At 48.6% G+C, this 21,128-nt stretch carries 22 protein-coding genes (1 of these 22 cut by a window edge); 15 read left to right on the top strand and 7 right to left on the bottom strand.

All coding sequences use genetic code 11. The annotated features are described in order from the left end of the window. The 7 genes from gyrA to dnaA all read right to left on the bottom strand — a co-directional run. Positions 1 to 804, bottom strand: partial view of a DNA gyrase subunit A gene (gyrA, locus tag AUC31_RS15840; RefSeq protein WP_058382261.1) — the start only. Its footprint begins 1,791 nt before the window's first position; only the first 804 of its 2,595 coding nucleotides appear in the window; it begins with the start codon at positions 802 to 804; its stop codon lies off the left edge, out of view. A gap of 30 nt (positions 805 to 834) precedes the next feature. Continuing rightward, positions 835 to 2,763, bottom strand: a complete 1,929-nt coding sequence (gene gyrB, locus AUC31_RS15835; protein WP_058382262.1) for a DNA topoisomerase (ATP-hydrolyzing) subunit B — start codon at positions 2,761 to 2,763, stop codon at positions 835 to 837. Positions 2,764 to 2,810: 47 nt separating this feature from the next. Next, entirely contained in the window at positions 2,811 to 3,020 is a 210-nt protein-coding gene (locus tag AUC31_RS15830) for a hypothetical protein (protein WP_058382263.1), read from the bottom strand. A gap of 6 nt (positions 3,021 to 3,026) precedes the next feature. Beyond that, on the bottom strand, positions 3,027 to 4,139 hold the full coding sequence (recF, locus tag AUC31_RS15825) for a DNA replication/repair protein RecF (protein WP_058382264.1): 1,113 nt from the start codon (positions 4,137 to 4,139) through the stop codon (positions 3,027 to 3,029). Then, on the bottom strand, positions 4,129 to 4,368 hold the full coding sequence (yaaA, locus tag AUC31_RS15820) for a S4 domain-containing protein YaaA (RefSeq protein ID WP_058382265.1): 240 nt from the start codon (positions 4,366 to 4,368) through the stop codon (positions 4,129 to 4,131). The genes recF and yaaA overlap by 11 nt, the downstream gene beginning before the upstream one ends. A gap of 107 nt (positions 4,369 to 4,475) precedes the next feature. Further along, the gene (dnaN, locus tag AUC31_RS15815; protein WP_058382266.1) at positions 4,476 to 5,612 is read right to left on the bottom strand and encodes a DNA polymerase III subunit beta; all 1,137 of its coding nucleotides are present in this window, start codon (positions 5,610 to 5,612) and stop codon (positions 4,476 to 4,478) included. 170 nt (positions 5,613 to 5,782) lie between these two features. Further along, positions 5,783 to 7,126 carry a chromosomal replication initiator protein DnaA gene (gene dnaA, locus AUC31_RS15810; protein ID WP_058382267.1) on the bottom strand — a complete coding sequence of 448 codons (1,344 nt, stop codon included), beginning with the start codon at positions 7,124 to 7,126 and terminating at the stop codon, positions 5,783 to 5,785. Positions 7,127 to 7,616: 490 nt separating this feature from the next. Between dnaA and rpmH the strand changes: the two genes are divergently transcribed. From rpmH to AUC31_RS15735, 15 genes are all read left to right on the top strand, one after another. Continuing rightward, the gene (rpmH, locus tag AUC31_RS15805; RefSeq protein ID WP_033544046.1) at positions 7,617 to 7,754 is read left to right on the top strand and encodes a 50S ribosomal protein L34; all 138 of its coding nucleotides are present in this window, start codon (positions 7,617 to 7,619) and stop codon (positions 7,752 to 7,754) included. A gap of 89 nt (positions 7,755 to 7,843) precedes the next feature. Further along, a complete protein-coding gene (gene rnpA, locus AUC31_RS15800; protein ID WP_058382268.1) occupies positions 7,844 to 8,185 on the top strand; it encodes a ribonuclease P protein component in 342 nt (113 codons plus the stop codon). A gap of 61 nt (positions 8,186 to 8,246) precedes the next feature. Continuing rightward, positions 8,247 to 9,026 carry a membrane protein insertase YidC gene (gene yidC, locus AUC31_RS15795; protein WP_058382269.1) on the top strand — a complete coding sequence of 260 codons (780 nt, stop codon included), beginning with the start codon at positions 8,247 to 8,249 and terminating at the stop codon, positions 9,024 to 9,026. Then, positions 9,023 to 9,823 carry an RNA-binding cell elongation regulator Jag/EloR gene (jag, locus tag AUC31_RS15790; RefSeq protein ID WP_058382270.1) on the top strand — a complete coding sequence of 267 codons (801 nt, stop codon included), beginning with the start codon at positions 9,023 to 9,025 and terminating at the stop codon, positions 9,821 to 9,823. Before yidC ends, jag begins: the two co-directional genes overlap by 4 nt. 317 nt (positions 9,824 to 10,140) lie before the next feature. After that, positions 10,141 to 11,526, top strand: a complete 1,386-nt coding sequence (gene mnmE, locus AUC31_RS15785) for a tRNA uridine-5-carboxymethylaminomethyl(34) synthesis GTPase MnmE (protein WP_058383738.1) — start codon at positions 10,141 to 10,143, stop codon at positions 11,524 to 11,526. Positions 11,527 to 11,549: 23 nt separating this feature from the next. Then, positions 11,550 to 13,433: a tRNA uridine-5-carboxymethylaminomethyl(34) synthesis enzyme MnmG gene (gene mnmG, locus AUC31_RS15780; RefSeq protein WP_058382271.1), complete on the top strand. Its 1,884-nt coding sequence runs from the start codon at positions 11,550 to 11,552 to the stop codon at positions 13,431 to 13,433. A gap of 149 nt (positions 13,434 to 13,582) precedes the next feature. Next, the gene (rsmG, locus tag AUC31_RS15775) at positions 13,583 to 14,296 is read left to right on the top strand and encodes a 16S rRNA (guanine(527)-N(7))-methyltransferase RsmG (protein WP_058382272.1); all 714 of its coding nucleotides are present in this window, start codon (positions 13,583 to 13,585) and stop codon (positions 14,294 to 14,296) included. 85 nt (positions 14,297 to 14,381) lie between these two features. After that, positions 14,382 to 15,245, top strand: a complete 864-nt coding sequence (gene noc / locus AUC31_RS15770) for a nucleoid occlusion protein (RefSeq protein WP_058382273.1) — start codon at positions 14,382 to 14,384, stop codon at positions 15,243 to 15,245. A 154-nt stretch (positions 15,246 to 15,399) separates the two neighbouring features. Beyond that, complete coding sequence (locus AUC31_RS15765; RefSeq protein WP_058382274.1) at positions 15,400 to 16,161, top strand: ParA family protein; 762 nt, start codon at positions 15,400 to 15,402, stop codon at positions 16,159 to 16,161. Then, positions 16,154 to 16,987 carry a ParB/RepB/Spo0J family partition protein gene (locus AUC31_RS15760; protein WP_058382275.1) on the top strand — a complete coding sequence of 278 codons (834 nt, stop codon included), beginning with the start codon at positions 16,154 to 16,156 and terminating at the stop codon, positions 16,985 to 16,987. Before AUC31_RS15765 ends, AUC31_RS15760 begins: the two co-directional genes overlap by 8 nt. A 253-nt stretch (positions 16,988 to 17,240) precedes the next feature. Next, the gene (locus AUC31_RS15755) at positions 17,241 to 17,954 is read left to right on the top strand and encodes a DUF554 domain-containing protein (RefSeq protein WP_058382276.1); all 714 of its coding nucleotides are present in this window, start codon (positions 17,241 to 17,243) and stop codon (positions 17,952 to 17,954) included. Positions 17,955 to 18,017: 63 nt separating this feature from the next. After that, complete coding sequence (locus AUC31_RS15750; protein ID WP_058383739.1) at positions 18,018 to 18,878, top strand: mechanosensitive ion channel family protein; 861 nt, start codon at positions 18,018 to 18,020, stop codon at positions 18,876 to 18,878. A gap of 15 nt (positions 18,879 to 18,893) precedes the next feature. After that, positions 18,894 to 19,094, top strand: a complete 201-nt coding sequence (locus AUC31_RS15745) for a DUF951 domain-containing protein (protein ID WP_058382277.1) — start codon at positions 18,894 to 18,896, stop codon at positions 19,092 to 19,094. A gap of 80 nt (positions 19,095 to 19,174) precedes the next feature. After that, a complete protein-coding gene (ychF, locus tag AUC31_RS15740) occupies positions 19,175 to 20,275 on the top strand; it encodes a redox-regulated ATPase YchF (RefSeq protein ID WP_058383740.1) in 1,101 nt (366 codons plus the stop codon). 128 nt (positions 20,276 to 20,403) lie between these two features. Then, positions 20,404 to 20,787 carry a gamma-glutamylcyclotransferase family protein gene (locus AUC31_RS15735; protein WP_058382278.1) on the top strand — a complete coding sequence of 128 codons (384 nt, stop codon included), beginning with the start codon at positions 20,404 to 20,406 and terminating at the stop codon, positions 20,785 to 20,787. Positions 20,788 to 21,128 lie beyond the last annotated feature (341 nt).

Below are 21,128 nucleotides of genomic sequence, written 5' to 3'. Positions count from 1 at the left end.
GACTTGATAAGGAAGTTCATGGATGAGGATTACTTCCTTGCCGTTCGGTTTTGTTTCGATTTCAACGACCGCACGGATCAACACCGAACCTTTTCCGGTTTCGTAAGCACGGCGGATGCCGCTCCGTCCGAGGATGATGCCTCCGGTCGGGAAATCAGGGCCTGGAAGGAAGTCGAGCAATTCTTCTGTCGTAATGGCCGGGTTTTCGGCTAATGCGAGAACTGCATCGATGGTTTCTCCGAGATTATGGGGCGGGATATTCGTAGCCATCCCGACTGCGATTCCGGAAGTCCCGTTGACAAGCAAGTTCGGGAATCTACTCGGGAGGACAACCGGTTCTTTTTCCTGACCGTCATAGTTTTCCTTGTAATCAACCGTATTTTTATTTAAATCACGCAAAAGCTCCATGGAAATTTTCGACATTTTGGATTCTGTGTAGCGCATTGCTGCTGCTGCGTCACCATCGACAGAACCGAAGTTCCCGTGGCCGTCGACGAGCATATAGCGATAGCTGAAATCCTGAGCCATCCGTACCATCGTTTCATAAACCGCGCTATCGCCGTGCGGGTGATATTTACCGATTACGTCACCGACAATACGTGCTGACTTTTTATAGCCTTTATCCGCTGTGATTCCGAGGTCATGCATGGCATATAAAATGCGCCGATGCACCGGCTTCAAGCCGTCCCGGACATCCGGCAACGCACGTGAAACGATGACACTCATTGCATAGTCAAGGAATGATGTGCGCATCTCCGTGCTGATATTTATTTCTTCTACTCCGCTGCCTGGCCGTTCCGCCATATCCGCAGCCTCCTCTCAACTCTTGTTGCGTTATACATCCAAGTTCTTCACATAACTGGCGTTTTCTTCAATGAAATTGCGGCGCGGTTCGACGTCGTCTCCCATCAACATATGGAAAGTCTCATCCGCTGTCATCGCATCTTCGAGCGTGACTTGCAGCAAGGTACGGAAATCAGGATCCATCGTGGTATCCCATAATTGAGTGGCATTCATCTCGCCGAGTCCTTTATAGCGCTGGACATGCGGCTTAGGGGATCCCGGAAGTTTTGCTAATGCTTCTTTCAGCTGCGCATCCGAGTAAACATAATCGACATGCTTGCCTTGTTTGATCTGGAACAATGGCGGCTGTGCGATGTAAATATAGCCCGCTTCAATCAATGGGCGCATATAGCGGAATAGGAACGTCAACAGCAAGGTACGGATATGGGCGCCGTCGACATCGGCATCGGTCATGATAACGACTTTATGGTAACGCGCTTTATCGAGGTTGAACTCTTCGCCGATTCCTGTGCCGAGCGCCGTGATGATGTTGCGGATCTCTGCGTTGACCAGAATCTTATCCAGGCGCGCTTTTTCTACGTTGAGAATTTTTCCGCGCAAGGGCAGAATCGCCTGGAAATGGCGGTCGCGGCCGGATTTTGCGGATCCGCCTGCTGAATCGCCCTCTACGATATAAATTTCGCTGATTTTCGGGTCGCGCGAAGAACAGTCTGCGAGTTTCCCTGGCAAACTTGAGACTTCCAGGACCGATTTGCGGCGCGTGAATTCACGTGCTTTTTTGGCAGCCATACGGGCATGGGAAGCCATGATGCCCTTTTCGATGATTTTCTTGGCGGTTGATGGATTTTCCAGCAAGAAGCGTTCAAATCCGTTAGAGAATAAATTATTGACGATTGTTGATACTTCAGTATTGCCGAGCTTTGTCTTGGTCTGGCCTTCGAATTGAGGGTCTGGATGCTTAACGGAAATGATCGCCGTCAACCCTTCCCTTACGTCTTCACCAGTCAAGTTTGCTTCAGCATCTTTTAACAAGCCATTCTTGCGGCCGTAATCGTTGATGACGCGCGTCAACGCCGTTTTAAAGCCGGATTCGTGCGTTCCGCCTTCATGAGTGCTGATATTGTTCGCGAATGAAAAGATATTTGCCGCAAATCCGCCGTTGTATTGCATCGCGACTTCAACATTGATGCCGTCCCGCTCCGACTCGACGAAAATCGCTTCTTCATGAAGAGGATCTTTCGATTTATTCAAATGCTCGACGTAGGATTTGATACCGCCTTCATAGTGGTATTTCTTTTCCTGCTCCAAGCCTTCACGTTCATCAGCGACCACGATTTTCAAGCCGCGGTTCAAATAGGCGAGCTCGCGGAGGCGGTGATCCAGAATATCGAACTCGTAAACTGTTGTTTCTTTGAAGATTTCCCCGTCCGCTTTAAAACGGATCGTTGTGCCGGTCTTGTCGGCTTCGCCGATGACGCCAAGTTCTTTTTTGACTGCACCGCGCTCAAATTGAATGAAGTGGCGCTTGCCGTCACGGTGCACATAAACTTCCGTTGTCTCGGACAACGCATTGACGACTGACGCACCAACACCGTGGAGGCCGCCGGATACTTTGTAACCGCCGCCGCCGAATTTACCGCCGGCGTGAAGAACCGTCATGATGACTTCAACAGCCGGACGGCCCATTTTTTCTTGCATATCGACTGGAATCCCGCGGCCGTTATCTTCCACGCGGATCCAATTGTCTTTTTCGATTGTGACGCGGATTTCATCGCAATAGCCGGCAAGGGCTTCATCGATGCTGTTATCCACAATTTCCCAAACCAAATGGTGCAGTCCTCTCGATCCCGTAGAACCGATATACATGCCCGGCCGTTTCCGTACCGCTTCTAAGCCTTCCAATACTTGAATCTGATTGGCGCCATAAGATTGCTCAAGATTCGTATCTTCCATAGCCATTCCGTTCACCTGCTCTTTCTTGACAACTCATTATTTCCATTGACCGGTTATAACCTGTTTTGCTGAATTTTATTCAGCAGTGCCTGGGGCCGATAAGGTGACCCATAGACGAAATCATCGGTAACGACATAGGATTTCACCGCTTCAGGCGGGACTAAAAGCCGCGTAAAAGCGGAGTGGACATAATGTTCATGATGGACGACCGCAAGGATTTCCGTGACGGCAATCAGTTGGGAGGCTCCGATCTGGACATACATGCATGTTCACTCCTTGACCGTTCCTTTCGATACTTCGAAAAGGCGGGCGCTTTGAATGGTCTCGTGTTGGATGCCTTCGACACTGGTAGTGGTGACAAAGGTCTGCACGGATCCGCGGATGGTGTTGAGTAAATGCGACTGGCGGTAATCGTCCAGTTCGGAAAGCACGTCATCCAGCAAAAGAACCGGCGCTTCGCCGACTTCCTGCTTGATCAGCTCGATTTCCGCCAACTTCAAAGACAGGGCTGTCGTGCGCTGCTGCCCTTGGGAGCCATATGTCTGGACGTCATAGCCGTTGACCATGAACTGCAGATCATCGCGGTGCGGTCCGACCAGCGTTACGCCGCGGTCGAGCTCACGCTTTTTCACTTCCTGAAGCTTCTGCTCTAAAAAGGACGCCATTTCAGCAGGCGTCCATTCGGGCTTCAACCCACTAATTGGCTGGTAGCGGATTTCCAGTTTTTCAAGCCCACGGGAAATGCCATGATGAATCGGCTCTGCCCATTTTTGCAGCAATTCCATGAACTGGAATCTTTTTTGTATAATTTTTACAGCAGCTTCAATGAATTGTTCGGTGTATACCTCGAACATGACGTCATTGATCGCCTGTTTGCCGTAATGCTGCTTCAATATATGGTTGCGCTGTTTCAACAGCTTCTGATAATTAACGAGATCGTGGAGATAGACCGGTGAAATCTGGCCGATTTCCATATCGATGAAGCGGCGCCTGACTTGCGGGCTGCCTTTGACTAAATGCAAGTCTTCAGGAGCGAACATGACGACGTTCAATTGACCGATATAATCGCTCAGCCGCCTCTGCTCCAGGTGGTTCACTTTCGCTTTTTTGCCTTTTTTAGAAAAGCTGATTTCAAGCGGCAGTTTGCCATATTTCCGGAGCACATCAGCTTTAATTTTACCATATTCCGCGTCCCAGCGTATCAATTCTTTGTCATTGCTCGTCCGGTGGGATTTCGCCATCGATAAAACATAGAGCGATTCCATGATATTGGTTTTCCCTTGCGCGTTCTCGCCGATAAAGACGTTGATCTCCGGCGAGAAATCGAGCTTGAGCGTTTCATAGTTGCGGTAATTGACTAACTCGAGGTTGTCAATCCGCATCGAAGCTCATGCCTTCGGCGACAACGATGCGGAATTCCCCCGTCCCCGGTATGTTCACAGTATCTTCTGGACGCAATTTGCGCCCTCTGCGGTCTTCCGCTTCTCCGTTCACGAATACTTCGTGTTCACTCAAAAACCATTTGGCCATGCCGCCTGAACTGATTGTGTCTGTCATTTTAAGCAGCTGTCCAAGTGTAATAAATTCTGTCTCAATACCGATTTCCTTCAAAATGCACTCATCCTTCGATTCGTAGTCTATCCCTTTATTTTACCCTATTTGCCCCCATAAGTAAAAAGGATAGCCTTTATGGGCTATCCTGAGGGTTTTGGTTCTAATTAATATGTCCGGACAGGAAGAATCAATTGAAGAATTGAGTCATCCAAGGCCGATTTCAAAATGAATGGGCGCATCGCTCCAGTGAACTGGATAACGACGTCTTGGCCATCGATCGCTTTCAAAGCATCCATCATGAACTTCGCACTGAAGGAAATCTTCAGCTCTTCGCCGTCGACGCTTTGTGCCTGCAATTGCTCTTCGACTTTCCCGACTTCCGGGGAATTCGAAGAGACTTCTACTTCGCTGCCTTCGTTTGTGGAGAAGCGCACGACGTTATTGCGTTCTTCGCGCGCAAGTAATGATGCACGGTCGATTGCCTGAAGCAATGAACGGCCGTTTACCGTTACCGTCGTTTTGTATTCAGACGGAATGAGGCGGGATGTATCCGGGTAGTTCCCTTCCAATAGACGGGAGAAGAACAAGATGTGCTTCGATTTGAACAACACTTGCTGGTTGGTCATGACGATTTCAACCGGATCGGACGTGTCATCGAGGATTTTGTTCAACTCATTCAAGCTTTTCCCTGGAATGACGACGCTGTACTCCCCTTCCGGCAAAGTTTCGAGTTTCGTTTTGCGGCGTGCCAAACGGTGACTGTCGGTTGCAACACAAACCAGCTCCCCATCTTTTACCTCCCAATGAACGCCAGTAAGTACCGGGCGCGTTTCAGAACTGGACACGGCAAATACCGTTTCTCTATTGATGGTTTTCAACAGATCCGCTGGAATCGTGAAAATGCGGTCGTCTTGGATATCCGGCAATTGTGGATAATCCATTGCGTCAAGCCCGATCAAGTGGAATTCGGATTTTCCTGAACGGATATGGGTCTGGAAATTGCCGTTGATTTCGATTTCGACTTCATTAGTCGGCAATTTGCGGACGATTTCCCCGAATACTTTTGCTTGAAGAACGATGCTTCCGCCTTCAGTGACATCGATCAATTGTTTTCCATCCTCTTCTGCTGGGATGAAAGTTTGGATCGTGATATCTGAGTCACTTCCTGTTAAGCGCATGCCTTCTGTAGAAACATCCATCTTGATCCCAGTCAAAATCGGAATCGTTGTTTTTGAACTGACTGCTTTCATTACATCGTTTAAACCTTCAACTAATCGCTCACGTTTTATCTCGAATTTCATTCTCGAACCTCGCTTATATATATATTTTAGTTATTAGTACTTAAAGACAGTAATAGTAGTAGGGGCTGTGAATATGTGGATAAGCCCGATATGAGCAATAAAAGCAGCTTATCCACATGTAGACAAACTGTGCATAAACTGCTTAAGAAAATCGGGGGTTATCCACAGCCTTATTTCCCGAGTGCAGATCGAATTTCTTTAATATCCTGCTGAAGCTGCTGGTTCTCTTTCAGCATCGTGTTGATTTTTTCATGTGCATGGATGACCGTCGTGTGATCGCGGCCGCCGAATTCCTCGCCGATTTTCGGCAACGAGAAATCTGTCATTTCGCGCGATAAATACATCGCGATTTGACGTGGATACGCAATATCCTTCGTGCGGCGCTTCGTTTTGAAATCATCCAATTTGACGTTGAACTGTTCGCCGACTGCGTTTTGGATGTCCAAGATGGTGATCACTTTTGGCTTGGAGTTCGGCATAATGTCTTTCAACGCTTCTGCGGCAAGCTCTGCGCTCATGTCCCGGTTGATCAGGGAGGAATAAGCGACGACGCGGATCAAGGCGCCTTCGAGCTCGCGGATGTTGGAATCGATTGAATTGGCGATATAGGTCATAACATCGTTCGGGATGTCCAGGCCGTCCGCTTTGGCTTTTTTGCGCAAAATGGCAATCCGCGTTTCCAAGTCCGGCGGCGTGATATCGGTGATCAATCCCCATTCAAAGCGCGATCTTAAGCGGTCTTCGAGTGTCGGGATCTCTTTTGGCGGCCGGTCGCTCGAGATGATGATCTGCTTGGATTCTTCGTGCAGCGTATTGAATGTATGGAAGAATTCTTCCTGTGTCTGCTCTTTTCCGGCTAAAAATTGAATATCGTCAATAAGCAAAATATCGACATTGCGGTATTTATTGCGGAAATCGACGGTCTGGTTGTCACGGATCGAGTTGATGAACTCGTTGGTGAATTTTTCCGACGACAAATAAACCACTTTGGCGTCTGGGTTGTGTTCAATGACATAATGTCCGATTGCGTGCATAAGGTGGGTCTTGCCAAGTCCTACGCCTCCATAGATGAAAAGCGGGTTATAAGCTTTTGCCGGTGCTTCGGCGACAGCCAGCGATGCAGCGTGCGCAAAGCGGTTGCCGGAACCGATGACGAATGTGTCAAAGGTATATTTCGGGTTCAGCATGCCCGGCAAAAACTCTTGCTGCTCCGCCTGCCCCGGTTTGACACGGGGAGCGGGAAGCTGGAAATCATCCATATCCTGATCTTTTGGCACCACAAATTTAATAAGCGCTTCGTCCCCTGTCAGATCTGTCAAAATGCCGGTGATCAAGTGCACATAATGGTTTTCAAGCCAGTCGCGCGCAAATGAATTTGGGGCTGAAATGGTTACAGTATCTTCTTTATAGGACAAGAGCTTGGTAGATTTGAGCCAAGTTTCAAAACTGGGCTTGGAGATTCTTTTCTCGACTTGGGCTAAGACACTCGACCAAATTTCGTCTAAGTGTTCCAATAGCGTATCTCCTTTATATGTAAAGATTTTTTACAGTATACCATACACAAAACCACAGCCTGTGGATAAGATCTATAAACAGGCTTGGGGAAAACTATCCACACCTTACCCACAATATGTGGATAACTATTTCGGGATAGAAATTGTTAACAAGTGAAAACAAAACAATGTTATCAAAAAACGATAGACATTACAAGCATTTCTTTCACTTATCCACATGGCGGTGTTTGTGCACATTTTTGATATCCACAGGCAGTTCCTATGTGAAAAACCTGTCGATAAGGCATGTGGATAAATCAAATTCGCAAAAAATGAGGTCACAGGAAGTTAACTGTAGATCCTCCCCGATTGTGTATAACTTTTCTTTTTGGATTGCCTGGCGGATCTCTTGCATTTAAAAGAAATGATTGACACGGACAAGCTAGCGCCCTTATAATAGTCGAGACTGTCTTTAGAAAATAGTTAACTTTTATATAGGAGGTGTAAGGTCATGACATTGCGCACATACCAACCAAATAAACGCAAACACAGCAAAGTGCACGGCTTCAGAGCACGCATGAGCACAAAGAACGGACGTCGCGTTATCGCTGCCCGTCGCCGTAAAGGAAGAAAAGTACTATCAGCTTAAAGTCCACTGACCGCATCAGTGGTCTTTTTTTTCTTTTTCGCCGAATTTGAGCGAAAATGCGTCAAAATAAGCAAGTAGCAGGTGAAAGAATGAATAAGCAGCAGCGGATCAAGAAGAATACGGAGTTTCAGCGCGTTTTCAAAAAAGGAAAATCATTTGCGAATCGGCAATTCATCGTCTATTTGCTGAAAGGCGAGCAGGACGAGTTTCGCCTGGGCCTGTCTGTCAGCAAGAAAGTCGGCAATGCGGTCGCTAGAAACCGCGTCAAGCGCTATATCCGCCAAGCCTTCTTGGAATTGAAGGATGATCTCCTGCCAAACGCGGATTACATTATCATCGCCCGACCACAGGCGGCCAATTTAGATTTTCACGAAAGCAAGAAAAGCCTGGAGCATGTGCTGAAGATTGCACGCGCTTTGCCGAAGAAGTAGATGCCGGGTCGATCCGGATGTTACTATAGGAAGTAATTGAATAGAGTTTGGAGGAAGCAAAGTGAAGAAGAGAACAGGATTGCTCTTCGCCTTGGTGGCTGTTGCCCTCTTATTGTCGGGCTGTATGGAGTTTGACCAGCCGATCAGCGACCAAAGCGAAGGGTTTTGGAACGAGTTTGTCGTTTGGCCGTTAGTATCGATCATCGTATTCTTTAAGGATTTCTTAGGTACTTATGGATTCGGGATTATCGCAGTAACGATTCTCATCCGTTTGGCTTTATTGCCATTGATGATCAAGCAGACGAAAAGTTCGAAACGCATGCAGGAAATCCAGCCTGAGCTGGCTAAGTTAAAAGAGAAGTATAAATCGAAAGACGCCGTCACCCAGCAGAAATACCAGCAGGAAATGATGGCAATGTTCCAGGAAAAAGGCGTCAACCCGATGGCCGGCTGTTTGCCGATCGTCATCCAGATGCCGATTCTGATCGGTTTCTATCACGCGATCAGCCGCATGAATGCAACGCCGGAAATCGATCTTGGCACATTTTTGATCTTCCCGCTGGCAGAACCAAGCATTATCCTGGCCGTTACAGCCGGTGTCATGCAATTGATCGTTCTGCGCACGGGCCCTGCGATGGACAACCCGCAAATGAAAGCGATGATGTATTTCATGCCGGTCATGATTGCCGGGTTCGGGATCATCTTGCCATCCGCATTGACGCTTTACTGGGTAATCGGGAACATCATCTCGCTAATCCAAAACATGTTCATTTACCGTCCATGGGAAAAGAAAGAAGTGCAACAGCCTGTTAAAACGAAAACAGGAGGGGCTAAAAAGTGAAGCATCTTACACAAACGGGGAAAACGGTTGAACAAGCGATTGAAAATGCGTTGGAAAAACTGAAGAAATCACGCGATGAAGTGACGGTCCGCGTTATCGAAGAAGGAAAAAAGGGGTTTTTCGGATTCGGTGCTAAAGATGCGGAAGTTGAAGTCACAGTGATGGAATCGGGGCAGCCAGAAACTGAAAAGGTGCCGCAACAGACGGAAAAAACGCCGGAAGCGGATAACGCCAAACCTTCTGAACAAGAGATTGCGGCAGAGATGCCGTCAGCTCCAGTAGAAGAGGGAGAAGAACCGGATTTCGGTGGATCTGCTGCAGAACCTGCAATGAAACCATCGAATGACAAAGCGATCGAAGAAACGAAAACCTATCTAAGAGATGTTGCAAAAGGCATGAAGATCGACGATTTGACTGTTGCGCATGAAAAACAAGGCAAAACGGTGCGTTTTAAATTGGAAAGCGAAAAAGTGGCGATGCTCATCGGCAAAAGAGGGCAGACCTTGAATTCGCTTCAGCAATTGGCGCAATTGGTGGCGAATCGCCACGCTGAACAATTCATGATTGTCGAGTTGGATGCCGAAAATTACCGGGAACGCCGCCAGGAAACCTTGGAACAATTGGCGGACCGGATGGCGGACAAAGCGATCCGCACCGGAAACCGTGTCCAGTTCGAACCGATGCCGTCTTACGAGCGGAAAGTGATCCATCAGGCGCTGTCGCGTCGGCTGGATATCGACACGTATTCGGAAGGAAAAGACCCGAACCGCTATTTGGTCATCGAACCGCATAAATAATGGAAGCAAATGCCCGCTGGCGTCATTTATATGACGCCAGCGGGCATTTTTTATGGAAAGAACAGAGAAGCAGCAATTCTACGATTGTATATTTATGCATATCATATTTGCGAGTGAACCTGAAAAAAATACCAAAATCGAGCGCTGTATCTTTTGATTTCATGCATTTTGTGTTATTGTTGTACGTTGTACAGCCACGCGTATTTTGACAGTTGTCCACATGTGGACAACTGTTTTAACCCATAAAAGCATGCTGTGGGCAAACTTAATTTGTTTGCCTTTAGTATTTTATTGCAAGAGGAGGAAACAGCATCATGATGGAATTCGATACGATCGCCGCGATTTCCACGCCAAGCGGTGAAGGGGCTATCGCCATTGTCCGTTTGAGCGGGCCGGAAGCGGTAGCCATCGCAGACCGTTTGTTCCGTGCGCCGTCTGCTAAAGCGCTCGCTGAACAGGCGAGCCATACCATCCATTACGGCCATATCGAAGACCCCGCGACGAAAGAAACGGCGGAGGAAGTAATGGTCGCATTGATGAGAGCACCAAAAACATTTACCCGTGAAGATGTCGTGGAGATTAATTGCCACGGCGGCATCGTATCAGTCAATCGTGTACTGTCACTCGCCTTAAGAGCGGGTGCACGGCTTGCAGAGCCAGGTGAATTCACCAAGCGTGCATTCCTTAATGGGCGCATCGACTTGTCACAGGCAGAGGCCGTGATGGACTTGATCCGCGCGAAAACGGACCGTGCCATGGACGTCGCCCTGACGCAGATGGAAGGGCGCTTGTCGCGTCTCATCAGTTCGCTGCGCCAGGCGCTATTGGAATCGATCGCACAGATGGAAGTGAACATCGATTATCCCGAATATGACGATGTGGAAGAAATGACGCGTCCGATGATGCTTGAAAAAGCGCAATGGGTGCAATCGGAAATCGCCAAATTGCTCCAAACTTCCCAGCAAGGCAAGATTTTGCGGGAAGGCTTATCAACCGTCATCATCGGTCGCCCGAATGTCGGGAAATCATCGCTATTGAACAGCTTGGTCCAGGAAAACAAAGCCATTGTCACAGAAATCGCCGGAACGACGCGCGACATCATCGAAGAATATGTCAATGTCCGCGGCGTGCCGCTGCGTCTTGTCGATACAGCAGGCATCCGGGAAACAGAGGACATTGTCGAACGAATCGGCGTCGAACGCTCGCGCAAAGTGCTGAAGGAAGCCGATTTGATCCTTTATGTATTGAATTACGCGGAAGCTCTGACAGAAGAAGATCTGCTGTTATTCGAAGCGGTCCGCGACATGAATTACATCGTCGTCATCAACAAGACCGATTTGCCGCAACAGATCGACTTGGATCAAGTGAAGGAACTGACCAGCGACAAACGCCTCGTGACGACTTCTTTAATTGAAGAAGAAGGCATCGACCAGCTCGAAGAAGCGATCGCCGAATTGTTCTTTGAAGGAGAAATCGAGGCAGGGGACATGACCTATGTTTCCAACGTGCGCCATATTTCACTCTTGCACCAAGCGCATCAAACGATTTCGGATGCGATTTCAGCCGCCGAAATGGACGTGCCGGTCGATATGATCCAAATCGATGTGACCCGTACTTGGGAAATTCTCGGTGAGATCATCGGCGATACGGCAGATGACGGTTTATTGAATCAATTATTCTCGCAATTTTGCCTAGGAAAATAAATTTTTGAAGGGACTGAACGAACATGCCACAATACGAAGCAGGCACGTTCGATGTCATCGTCGTAGGCGCAGGCCATGCCGGAGCAGAAGCAGCACTCGCTTCTGCACGCATGGGCGCTAAAACGCTTGTGTTGACGATGAATCTCGATATGATTGCCTTTATGCCATGCAACCCGTCCATCGGCGGGCCGGCAAAAGGCATCGTAGTACGTGAAATAGATGCAATGGGCGGGGCTATGGGCCGCGTCATCGATAAAACGCATATTCAAATGAGAATGCTCAATACCGCCAAAGGGCCGGCCGTTCGCGCATTGCGCGCACAAGCCGATAAAGTGCTTTACCAGCAGGAAATGAAGCGCTTGATGGAAGAACAGGAAAACCTGAGCTTGCACCAAGGCATCGCAGAAGAATTGATTGTTGAAGATGGGGAAGTCAAGGGCCTCATTACACAAGTAGGCGGCATTTACCGCGCGGAAACGGTGGTCATCACGACTGGAACCTTCCTGCGCGGCGAAATCATCATCGGCGACTTGCGCTACTCAAGCGGCCCGAACCACCAGCAGCCGTCCATTAAACTGGCGGAAAATCTGGAGCAGCTCGGTTTTGAGACGGTGCGTTTCAAGACCGGTACACCGCCGCGCATCAACAGCAACAGCATCGACTACTCGAAAACGGAAATCCAGCCGGGAGACGATGTGCCGCGCGCGTTCAGCTTTGAAACGACGGAATTCATCATGGACCAAATGCCGTGCTGGCTGACGTATACGACGAGCGAAACCCATCAGATCATCGATGAGAATTTGCATTTGTCGCCGATGTATTCGGGCATGGCAAAAGGCACAGGGCCGCGTTATTGCCCATCGATCGAAGACAAAATCGTCCGCTTCAGCGACAAGCCCCGCCACCAGATCTTCCTGGAGCCGGAAGGGCGCTCAACGCGCGAGGTTTACGTACAAGGCCTTTCTACGAGTTTGCCGGAACACGTTCAGCGCAAGCTACTCGAATCGATTCCAGGGCTTGAGAAGGCCGATATGATGCGTTCAGGCTATGCGATCGAATACGATGCCATCGTGCCGACGCAATTATGGCCGACGCTTGAATCCAAACAAATCACCAATCTTTATACAGCAGGACAAATCAACGGCACGTCCGGCTACGAAGAAGCAGCGGGACAGGGGCTTATGGCAGGCATCAATGCCGCAGCGAAAGTGCTCGGCAAAGAAGAAGTCATCCTCAGCCGTTCGGATGCGTATATCGGCGTTTTGATCGACGATTTGGTCACCAAAGGCACAAGCGAGCCTTACCGCTTGTTGACATCACGTGCCGAATACCGCTTATTGCTGCGCCACGATAACGCTGACTTGCGTTTGACAGAACTCGGCTATCAGCTCGGCATGATCACAGAAGAGCGTTATGCACGCTTTCTTGAGAAGAAAGATCATATCGAAGAAGAAATCAAGCGCCTGCGCGGCATCATCATCAAGCCGAACGAACAAACGCAGGAAGCGATACGCAACGCAGGAGGCAGCGAGCTGAAAGACGGCATCCGCGCAGCCGACCTGTTGAAGCGCCCGGAAATGAATTACGACATGATCGCGTCCTTAACTGAATCCGACATCGCGCTCAGCGACGAAGTGAAAGAGCAAGTCGAGATCCATGTGAAATACGAAGGCTATATCGAGAAATCCCTTCAGCAAGTCGATAAGCTGAAGAAGATGGAGAATAAAAAGATTCCTGAAAACATCGATTACGATGCCATTTCAGGGCTTGCGACGGAAGCACGCGGCAAACTGAAAGAAGTACAGCCGCTGTCGATTGCGCAAGCCACGCGCATTTCTGGCGTCAACCCTGCTGACATTTCGATTTTATTGGTGTATATTGAACAAGGAAGAATCGCAAAAGTCTAGTTGGGATTTGAGCTCACTGGGCGGCATGGCCGCCAGCACATAACAGAACTCGAAATGGGCTGGTATCCGCCAGCCCATTTGCTTTTACATAAAAACGCTAATCCCGCTCCCGCAAATGTGCGGTGAGACAGGTGAGAGGGGGACATAAAGTGAACGAACAGCAATTCGCGCAAGCATTGAAACAACAAGGCATCGAACTTTCCGAGCGCCAGTTGGAGCAATTCCGCATCTATTACAAGGAACTCGTCGAATGGAACGAAAAAATGAATTTGACAGCCATCACGGATCAGGCAGATGTCTATTTAAAGCATTTCTACGACTCCATCAGTGCCGCCTTTTACATGGATTTCACCAAGCCGCTGTCATTATGTGACGTCGGGGCAGGGGCTGGCTTTCCGAGCATCCCGCTAAAAATCTGCTTCCCGCATATCGAAGTGACGATCGTCGATTCATTGAACAAACGAATCCAATTCTTGAATCATTTGAGTGAAGCTTTAGGGTTGGACAAAGTTTCTTTCGTCCACTCGCGCGCAGAAGATTTTGGCCAGTCACAGCACCGCGAAAGCTACGATATCGTAACCGCTCGCGCTGTAGCAAGACTCTCAGTGCTCGCTGAACTCTGTGTGCCGCTCGTCAAACAGGGAGGGGTGTTTGCCGCAATGAAAGCAGCATCCGCAACCGATGAACTGAAAGACGCGGACAAAGCGCTCCAAGTGCTCGGAGTGAAGCAGGAAGCTGTGCATTCCTTCCTCTTGCCAGTAGAAGAAAGTGAACGCCATATCCAAGTGTTCCGGAAATTCAAGGCAACGCCGAAGAAATATCCGAGAAAAGCGGGCATGCCGAACAAATCCCCGATCAGCTAATGTTTCACGTGGAACATATGGAATTGCAAATGCGTCTTTGGAATGAAACAACAAGAGCAAGTTTTTAATAAGGTGGTGCCTGAGCATGAAAAGTCCTTTTGCCCGTCTTTTCGGAGGCGGAGATAAAGCAAACGATGCAACAATAGCAGAAGCTTCAAATAATGCTTCTGAAGAAGTGGTGAAAATACCGCTGGCTAAGATCCATGCCAACCAATTCCAGCCGCGGACCGTTTTTGACGAGGAGAAAATCGAAGAATTGGCCCGGACGATCCATGTCCACGGCGTCATTCAGCCGATCGTCGTCAGGGATTCGCAGCAGGAAGGTTTTTATGAAATCATTGCAGGGGAACGGCGCTTCCGTGCGATGACCTCTCTTGGCTGGAAGGAAGTTCCGGCAATCGTCCGCCAATTAAGCGATAAAGAAACGGCATCGATCGCGTTGATTGAAAACCTCCAGCGCGAGGAATTGACGGCAATTGAAGAGGCGCATGCCTATTCCAATCTGCTGCAAATCCAGGAGATCACTCAGGAGGCATTGGCGCAGCGGCTCGGTAAAAGCCAGTCAGCTGTCGCCAATAAACTGCGGCTGTTAAAGCTACCGGAAGCCGTCCAGCAAGCGCTTCTTACACGAAGCATCACTGAACGCCATGCCCGTGCTTTATTGCCGGTAAAAGACCTTGAACTCCAACAGCACTTGCTTGAACAACTATTGGAGGAAGGGCTTAACGTTAAAGAGCTGGAAGAACGCATCAGAAACTTGACGGAAGAAGTTCCGAAAAAGCCGAAGAAACGCCGAAAAGCTGTCAGCCGGGATATGCGTATTGCGATGAATACCATCAAAGAGTCGTTGTCGATGGTCAAAAAAAGCGGCATTAAGCTGGATACAAAAGAGGAAGAACACGAGGATTATTACCAAATTACCGTGAAAATTCCGAAAAAACGCCCATAATCGCTCTTTCCGTTGAGGAAAGGGCTTTTTTTGGCAGATTTATCTCTATGAAACAGGAAATTTGATACAATATAGAAATGGAAGCTGTCGCGGATAGCCATAATGGTGTTTCCGCAGTAAAATAAAGACAGTATCGAAGAAAGTTGGTGCACGTGTGGGTAGAACGATTGCCATCGCCAATCAAAAGGGCGGTGTAGGAAAAACAACTTCATCAGTTAATTTAAGCGCATGCCTTGCATATTTAGGCAAGAAAGTGCTGTTAATAGATATCGATCCACAAGGAAATGCGACGAGCGGCGTCGGCATCAATAAAGGCGATGTCGATCAATGCATCTACGAAATTCTCATCGATGATGTCGATGTTAAAGACACAATCATGGAGACGAAAGTCGAAAATCTTCATGTGGTGCCGGCGACAATTTCATTGGCCGGTGCGGAAATTGAATTGGTTTCGACCATTTCGCGCGAAGCACGACTGAAAAATGCCTTGGCAGAAGTAAAGGACTTATACGATTACATCATCATCGACTGTCCGCCGTCACTTGGCTTATTGACCTTGAATTCGTTAACCGCTTCAGACGGAATTATTATTCCAGTACAATGTGAATATTATGCTCTAGAAGGTTTAAGCCAGTTATTGAGTACCGTCCGCTTGGTCCAAAAACACTTAAACCACGATCTGATGATCGACGGCGTGCTGTTGACGATGTACGATGCACGGACCAATCTGGGCATGCAAGTTATCGAAGAAGTGAAGAAATACTTCCAGGACAAAGTGTACGACACAGTGGTTCCACGTAATGTCCGCTTGAGCGAGGCCCCGAGTCACGGAGAGCCAATCATCATCTATGATCCGAAGTCCAGAGGCGCAGAAGTTTATCTAGAATTGGCGAAGGAAGTGATTCGTAATGGCTAAAGGATTGGGAAAAGGCATCAACGCATTGTTTCCAGGAGAAACAGTCAACGAAACGGATAAAGTGATGCAGATCAAGTTGACCGATATTAAAGAAAACCCGCATCAGCCGCGCAAAGTGTTCGACCAGCAAGCCCTTGAAGAACTTGCCGAATCGATTCGCGAGCACGGCATCCTGCAGCCAGTCGTCGTGCGGAAAAAAGGCGCAAAATTCGAACTGGTCGTCGGAGAACGCCGCTTCCGTGCGGCAAAACTGTGTAAATTGAAAGAAGTTCCAGCCATCGTCAAAGATTTCAATGAACAGCAGATGATGGAATTGGCGATTCTCGAAAACTTGCAGCGCGAGGATTTGACGCCGATCGAAGAAGCGGAAGCCTACCAGAAACTGATGGATACATTGAATTTGACGCAAGAGCAATTGGCGTTCCGGCTTGGCAAAAGCCGCCCGCATATCACCAACCATATCCGTTTGTTGACCTTGCCGAAAGACGTTCGCGAGCTCATTTCGGATAAAAAGCTATCGATGGGGCATGGCCGTACCTTGCTCGGATTGCGCAGCAAAAAGGATATTTCCGAGACGGCGCAAAAGGCGGTCAAAGAAGGATTGAATGTCCGCCAGCTGGAGAGCTTGGTGCAGCGTTTAAACGACAATGTTCCACGTGAAACACCGGAAAAGAAAAAGGATATCTTTATAGAAGAAAAACAATCTGAGCTGCGTGACCGTTTCGGCACGAATGTCCAGATCAAAAAACAGAAGAACAAAGGCAAGATCGAAATCGAGTTTTTCTCAGAAGATGACTTGGAACGGATCTTGGATTTGCTGAAATAATATTTCAACCGGCATATGGCGTATTTGACGCTAATGGCGGGTTTATCTAAATGAACTGTGACATCGGTATGAAAACGGCCTATTTTCCGGAGACGGGAAATAGGCGTTTCTTTGAAGCGGGAGAAAGCCGTCGAAACAAACATGCACTTACGTAATGGCAGCTCAGTGGACGGTTTTTAAAACTCGATAAAAAAGAGGGAGAAGAGCCGGGCGCTTTGCACATTCCGAGGCACGGAGAGGAAGGAGCTCGAATATGGTTCTTTGGGGAACATTGGTCAACGCGCTGTTAATTGTCATAGGAACACTGATCGGGCGGGCATTGCGCAATATTCCCGACAGGATGAAAGAGACGGTCATGTATGTCATTGGGCTTGTGGTCGTAGTGTTGGGTTTGCAGATGGGCTTTGAGAGCCAGAATTTCGTCATCGTCATCATCAGTTTGGTGCTCGGTGCGGTGATCGGCGAGTGGGCGCGGCTCGAAGACAAATTGAATGCATTCGGCCGTTGGATTGAACGGATGCTCGGCACGAAAGAAAGCCAGGGGAGCCTGGCGCAAGGATTTGTCACTGCGACGCTGATTTTCGTCATCGGCGCGATGGGCATTATCGGCGCATTGGAGAGCGGTCTCAGCAACGAACACGGCGTTCTCGTCTCGAAAGGCATCATTGACGGCTTTACATCGATCATCCTCGCTTCGACACTCGGCATCGGGGTGATGCTGTCAGCGATTCCGGTATTCGTGTACCAGGGATTAATCGCTTTGTTCGCGACACAGATCAGCCTGCTCATCCCGGAAGCGGCGCTCGACTTGTTCATCACCGAAATGACGGCGACCGGCGGGGTCATGATTGTGGCAATTGGACTTAATTTGATGGGCATTGTGAAGATCCGTGTAGCAAACTTATTGCCGGGGATCATTGTAGTTGCGTTTCTTGTCACGGCCGTGTTTAAATTCAATCTGATGTAAGTAATTAAAGAAGGTGTAGACGTGTTTTACGAAAGAAGCGTTGTTGAAGGATTTGTAAATCGGATGATAGCAAAGCTGATGGATGAGGAAATGTGGTTAGCCATTTCCGGAACAGCCCTGCGTGTCATTTTAATTGCTGTCGGTGCCTATATATTGACGCGTGTCATGCGGATCATCATCCGCAAATCGTTTTCAGTCCGTTTAAGAGGGCCGATCAAAACGAATGGCCGCCGTCATCAGACTTTGTCGAAACTGTTGGAGAATATCGTTACCTATGTCATTGGATTCATGGCGCTAGTCGCCATATTGTCGGCGTTCTCGGTTAACATCAGCGGGATTATCGCCGGTGCCGGGGTGGTCGGCCTCGCTGTCGGTTTTGGCGCACAGAACTTGGTGCGCGATGTCATCACCGGCTTCTTCATCATTTTTGAAGACCAATTTTCAGTCGGTGATTATGTCCGCATCAACCAAGCCGAAGGAACGGTGCAGGAAATCGGTTTGCGTACGACGAAAGTGCAGGCGTGGACCGGCGAGCTGTTCATCTTCCCGAACGGCATGGTTACGGAAGTCGTCAACTTCTCGCTTCATAATTCAATCGCAGTCGTGGATCTGAGCGTTTCGCATGATTCCGACCTGGCAAAAGTGGAACGGTTGATTTTGGAGTTTTTGGAAACGGTACAGCCCACTTACGAAGAAGTCATCAGCCCAGCCGAATTGCTTGGCGTGCAGAATATGACGGCGACGGAAGTAGTCATGCGTTTGACGGCGGAAACTTTGCCGATGCAGCATTTTGCGGTATCCCGCAGAATGCGCCGTGATTTGAAGGAGTTTCTCGATCAGCGCGGCGTCGAATTGCCATATCCTCGCATGGTGGTCATGCACCGCGAGCCGGGCGATGCAGCCGCAATGAATGCGACTAAATGATGGAGGGACGCAGCCATGGAAATGAAAGAATTCGGGTTACATGATATTGTCGAAATGAAAAAAGGGCATCCATGCGGGGCGAATGCCTGGAAAATTATCCGCATGGGCGCCGATATCCGCATCAAATGTGAAGGCTGCCAGCACAGCGTCATGCTGCCGCGCGCCGAGTTCAATAAAAAAATGAAAAAAGTGTTGGTGAAGGCCGAGGCGGAATGAGGAATGGACATTTCCGCCTCGTCTTTCTATAATGGAATGGTTGCAAAATTTGTGAGCGAAAAAGAAAGGTCGTGAATCCTTTGGCATTAACTGCAGGGATTGTAGGATTACCAAACGTGGGGAAATCCACATTATTCAACGCTATTACGAAAGCGGGCGCCGAAGCGGCGAACTACCCGTTCTGTACGATAGATCCAAACGTCGGCATCGTCGAAGTGCCTGATGAGCGTCTCAATAAATTGACGGAATTAGTGGATCCGAAAAAAACCGTCCCAACGGCTTTTGAATTCACCGATATCGCCGGAATTGTTGAAGGTGCCAGCAAAGGGGAAGGGCTTGGGAATAAATTCCTGTCCCACATCCGTGAAGTAGACGCGATTTGCCAAGTGGTCCGCTGCTTTGCTGACGACAACATCACGCACGTTACGGGAAAAGTGGATCCAATTTCCGATATTGAAGTCATCAACCTAGAATTGATACTGGCGGATATGGAAAGCATCGAGAAACGCATTGCACGTGCAGCGAAATTGAAAAAGCAACGAGACAAGGACGCAATTGCAGAAGAGCCGGTCTTGTTAAAACTGCGTGAAGCTTTCGAGGACGGCAAATTGGCACGTTCGATCGATTTCACAGATGATGAGCTGCGCATCGCTAAAGGCTTGAATCTTTTGACGCTGAAACCGATGCTCTACGTAGCGAACGTTTCAGAAGATGAAATCGCGGATGCCGACAACAACGAATATGTCCAAAAAGTTCGTGAGTTTGCTGCTGGAGACAAAGCTGATGTTATCGTCATTTGCGCGAAGATCGAAGAAGAAATGGCTGAACTGGATGATGAGGAAAAAGAAATGTTCCTTGAAGAATTGGGCATCACTGAGTCTGGATTGGACCAATTGGTCAAAGCTTCATACAGCTTGCTCGGGCTGGCGACTTATTTCACTGCCGGCGTGCAAGAAGTACGGGCATGGACATTTAAAAAAGGCATGAAAGCCCCTCAATGTGCCGGCGTCATCCACTCGGACTTCGAACGCGGCTTTATCCGCGCAGAAACCGTCGCTTACGACGAATTGGTGGAAGCCGGTTCGATGGCAGCGGCGAAAGAAGCTGGAAAAGTGCGCCAAGAAGGCAAGGAGTACATCGTCAAAGACGGCGATGTCATGCTCTTCAGATTTAATGTATAAGGCATACGCCTAATAGTTTATTGTCAGTCATTGCCATGGAAACAAGTTAACAACGGATTGGCGGCTGGAAAAGAATACCGAACCGGGTGCTTTTTTGAGCATCCGGTTTTTTATGAGGAGGGAAACGAATGTATTTATTCGCATATGGAACTTTGAAAAGAGGCGGCAAATACCATTTCTATCTGGAAGAAGCGGAATTGGTGGCCGAACACGTGACGATTTCAGGAAGCTTGTACGATACAGGGCTCGGCTATCCGGCGCTGGCACTGGCGGGAGACGATGTCATCCAAGGAGAGCTTTACGATATCCCGGATGTCTTATGGCCGGCGATCAACGATTTGGAAGATTATTCGGGAAATGCGAAAACCGATATGTACGACCGCTTGACGATCGAAGTTGAAACCGAACGCGGCACGAAACAAGCGATTGTCTATACGGCGAAAGCGGAGCGATTGTTGAAGGAATATATCCCGGAAGGCGTCTGGGATGTGGAACGGTCGTTTGTGAAATAACAAGTAAAAAGAAGGTGTGGCAGGAAATCTGCTGCACCTTCTTTTTGCTTGTCGAAAAAGTTAAGAAGTGGTATTTTCCGAAGCTTATCGCTCGCTTTCCGCGGGCGGGAATCGAGCTTCCTCAGCCGCTACGAAAACCGTGTGCTCTCACATCTGCATAGCAGATGCGTCGCAAATGAATATGCTCAGCCAAAGCTTCACATATCCATTGCCTGCGAGGTCTCTCAAACCCGTCGCTTCGCTGCTCCCGCAGGAAAGATAAAGTCGAACTACGTGAGACTTTATCTTTGCGAAGTAATGCGCAGCATTATTGAGCAGAAGGTTTTACGAGCGAACGCTTC

Source organism: Planococcus rifietoensis (assembly GCF_001465795.2).
GTDB lineage: Bacteria > Bacillota > Bacilli > Bacillales_A > Planococcaceae > Planococcus > Planococcus rifietoensis.
This window is presented reverse-complemented; position numbering and strand designations above follow the sequence as displayed.

Excerpts from the sequence above, each read along its gene's own strand:
- gyrB (WP_058382262.1), bottom strand. The coding sequence starts at position 2,763 with ATGGCTATGGAAGATACGAATCTTGAGCAATCTTATGGCGCCAATCAG.
- AUC31_RS15755 (WP_058382276.1), top strand. The coding sequence starts at position 17,241 with ATGGTTCTTTGGGGAACATTGGTCAACGCGCTGTTAATTGTCATAGGA.
- mnmE (WP_058383738.1), top strand. The coding sequence starts at position 10,141 with ATGGAATTCGATACGATCGCCGCGATTTCCACGCCAAGCGGTGAAGGG.
- recF (WP_058382264.1), bottom strand. The coding sequence starts at position 4,139 with ATGCGGATTGACAACCTCGAGTTAGTCAATTACCGCAACTATGAAACG.
- AUC31_RS15830 (WP_058382263.1), bottom strand. The coding sequence starts at position 3,020 with ATGTATGTCCAGATCGGAGCCTCCCAACTGATTGCCGTCACGGAAATC.
- AUC31_RS15745 (WP_058382277.1), top strand. The coding sequence starts at position 18,894 with ATGGAAATGAAAGAATTCGGGTTACATGATATTGTCGAAATGAAAAAA.
- rpmH (WP_033544046.1), top strand. The coding sequence starts at position 7,617 with ATGACATTGCGCACATACCAACCAAATAAACGCAAACACAGCAAAGTG.
- rnpA (WP_058382268.1), top strand. The coding sequence starts at position 7,844 with ATGAATAAGCAGCAGCGGATCAAGAAGAATACGGAGTTTCAGCGCGTT.
- AUC31_RS15735 (WP_058382278.1), top strand. The coding sequence starts at position 20,404 with ATGTATTTATTCGCATATGGAACTTTGAAAAGAGGCGGCAAATACCAT.
- dnaN (WP_058382266.1), bottom strand. The coding sequence starts at position 5,612 with ATGAAATTCGAGATAAAACGTGAGCGATTAGTTGAAGGTTTAAACGAT.
- AUC31_RS15750 (WP_058383739.1), top strand. The coding sequence starts at position 18,018 with ATGATAGCAAAGCTGATGGATGAGGAAATGTGGTTAGCCATTTCCGGA.
- noc (WP_058382273.1), top strand. The coding sequence starts at position 14,382 with ATGAAAAGTCCTTTTGCCCGTCTTTTCGGAGGCGGAGATAAAGCAAAC.
- mnmG (WP_058382271.1), top strand. The coding sequence starts at position 11,550 with ATGCCACAATACGAAGCAGGCACGTTCGATGTCATCGTCGTAGGCGCA.
- AUC31_RS15760 (WP_058382275.1), top strand. The coding sequence starts at position 16,154 with ATGGCTAAAGGATTGGGAAAAGGCATCAACGCATTGTTTCCAGGAGAA.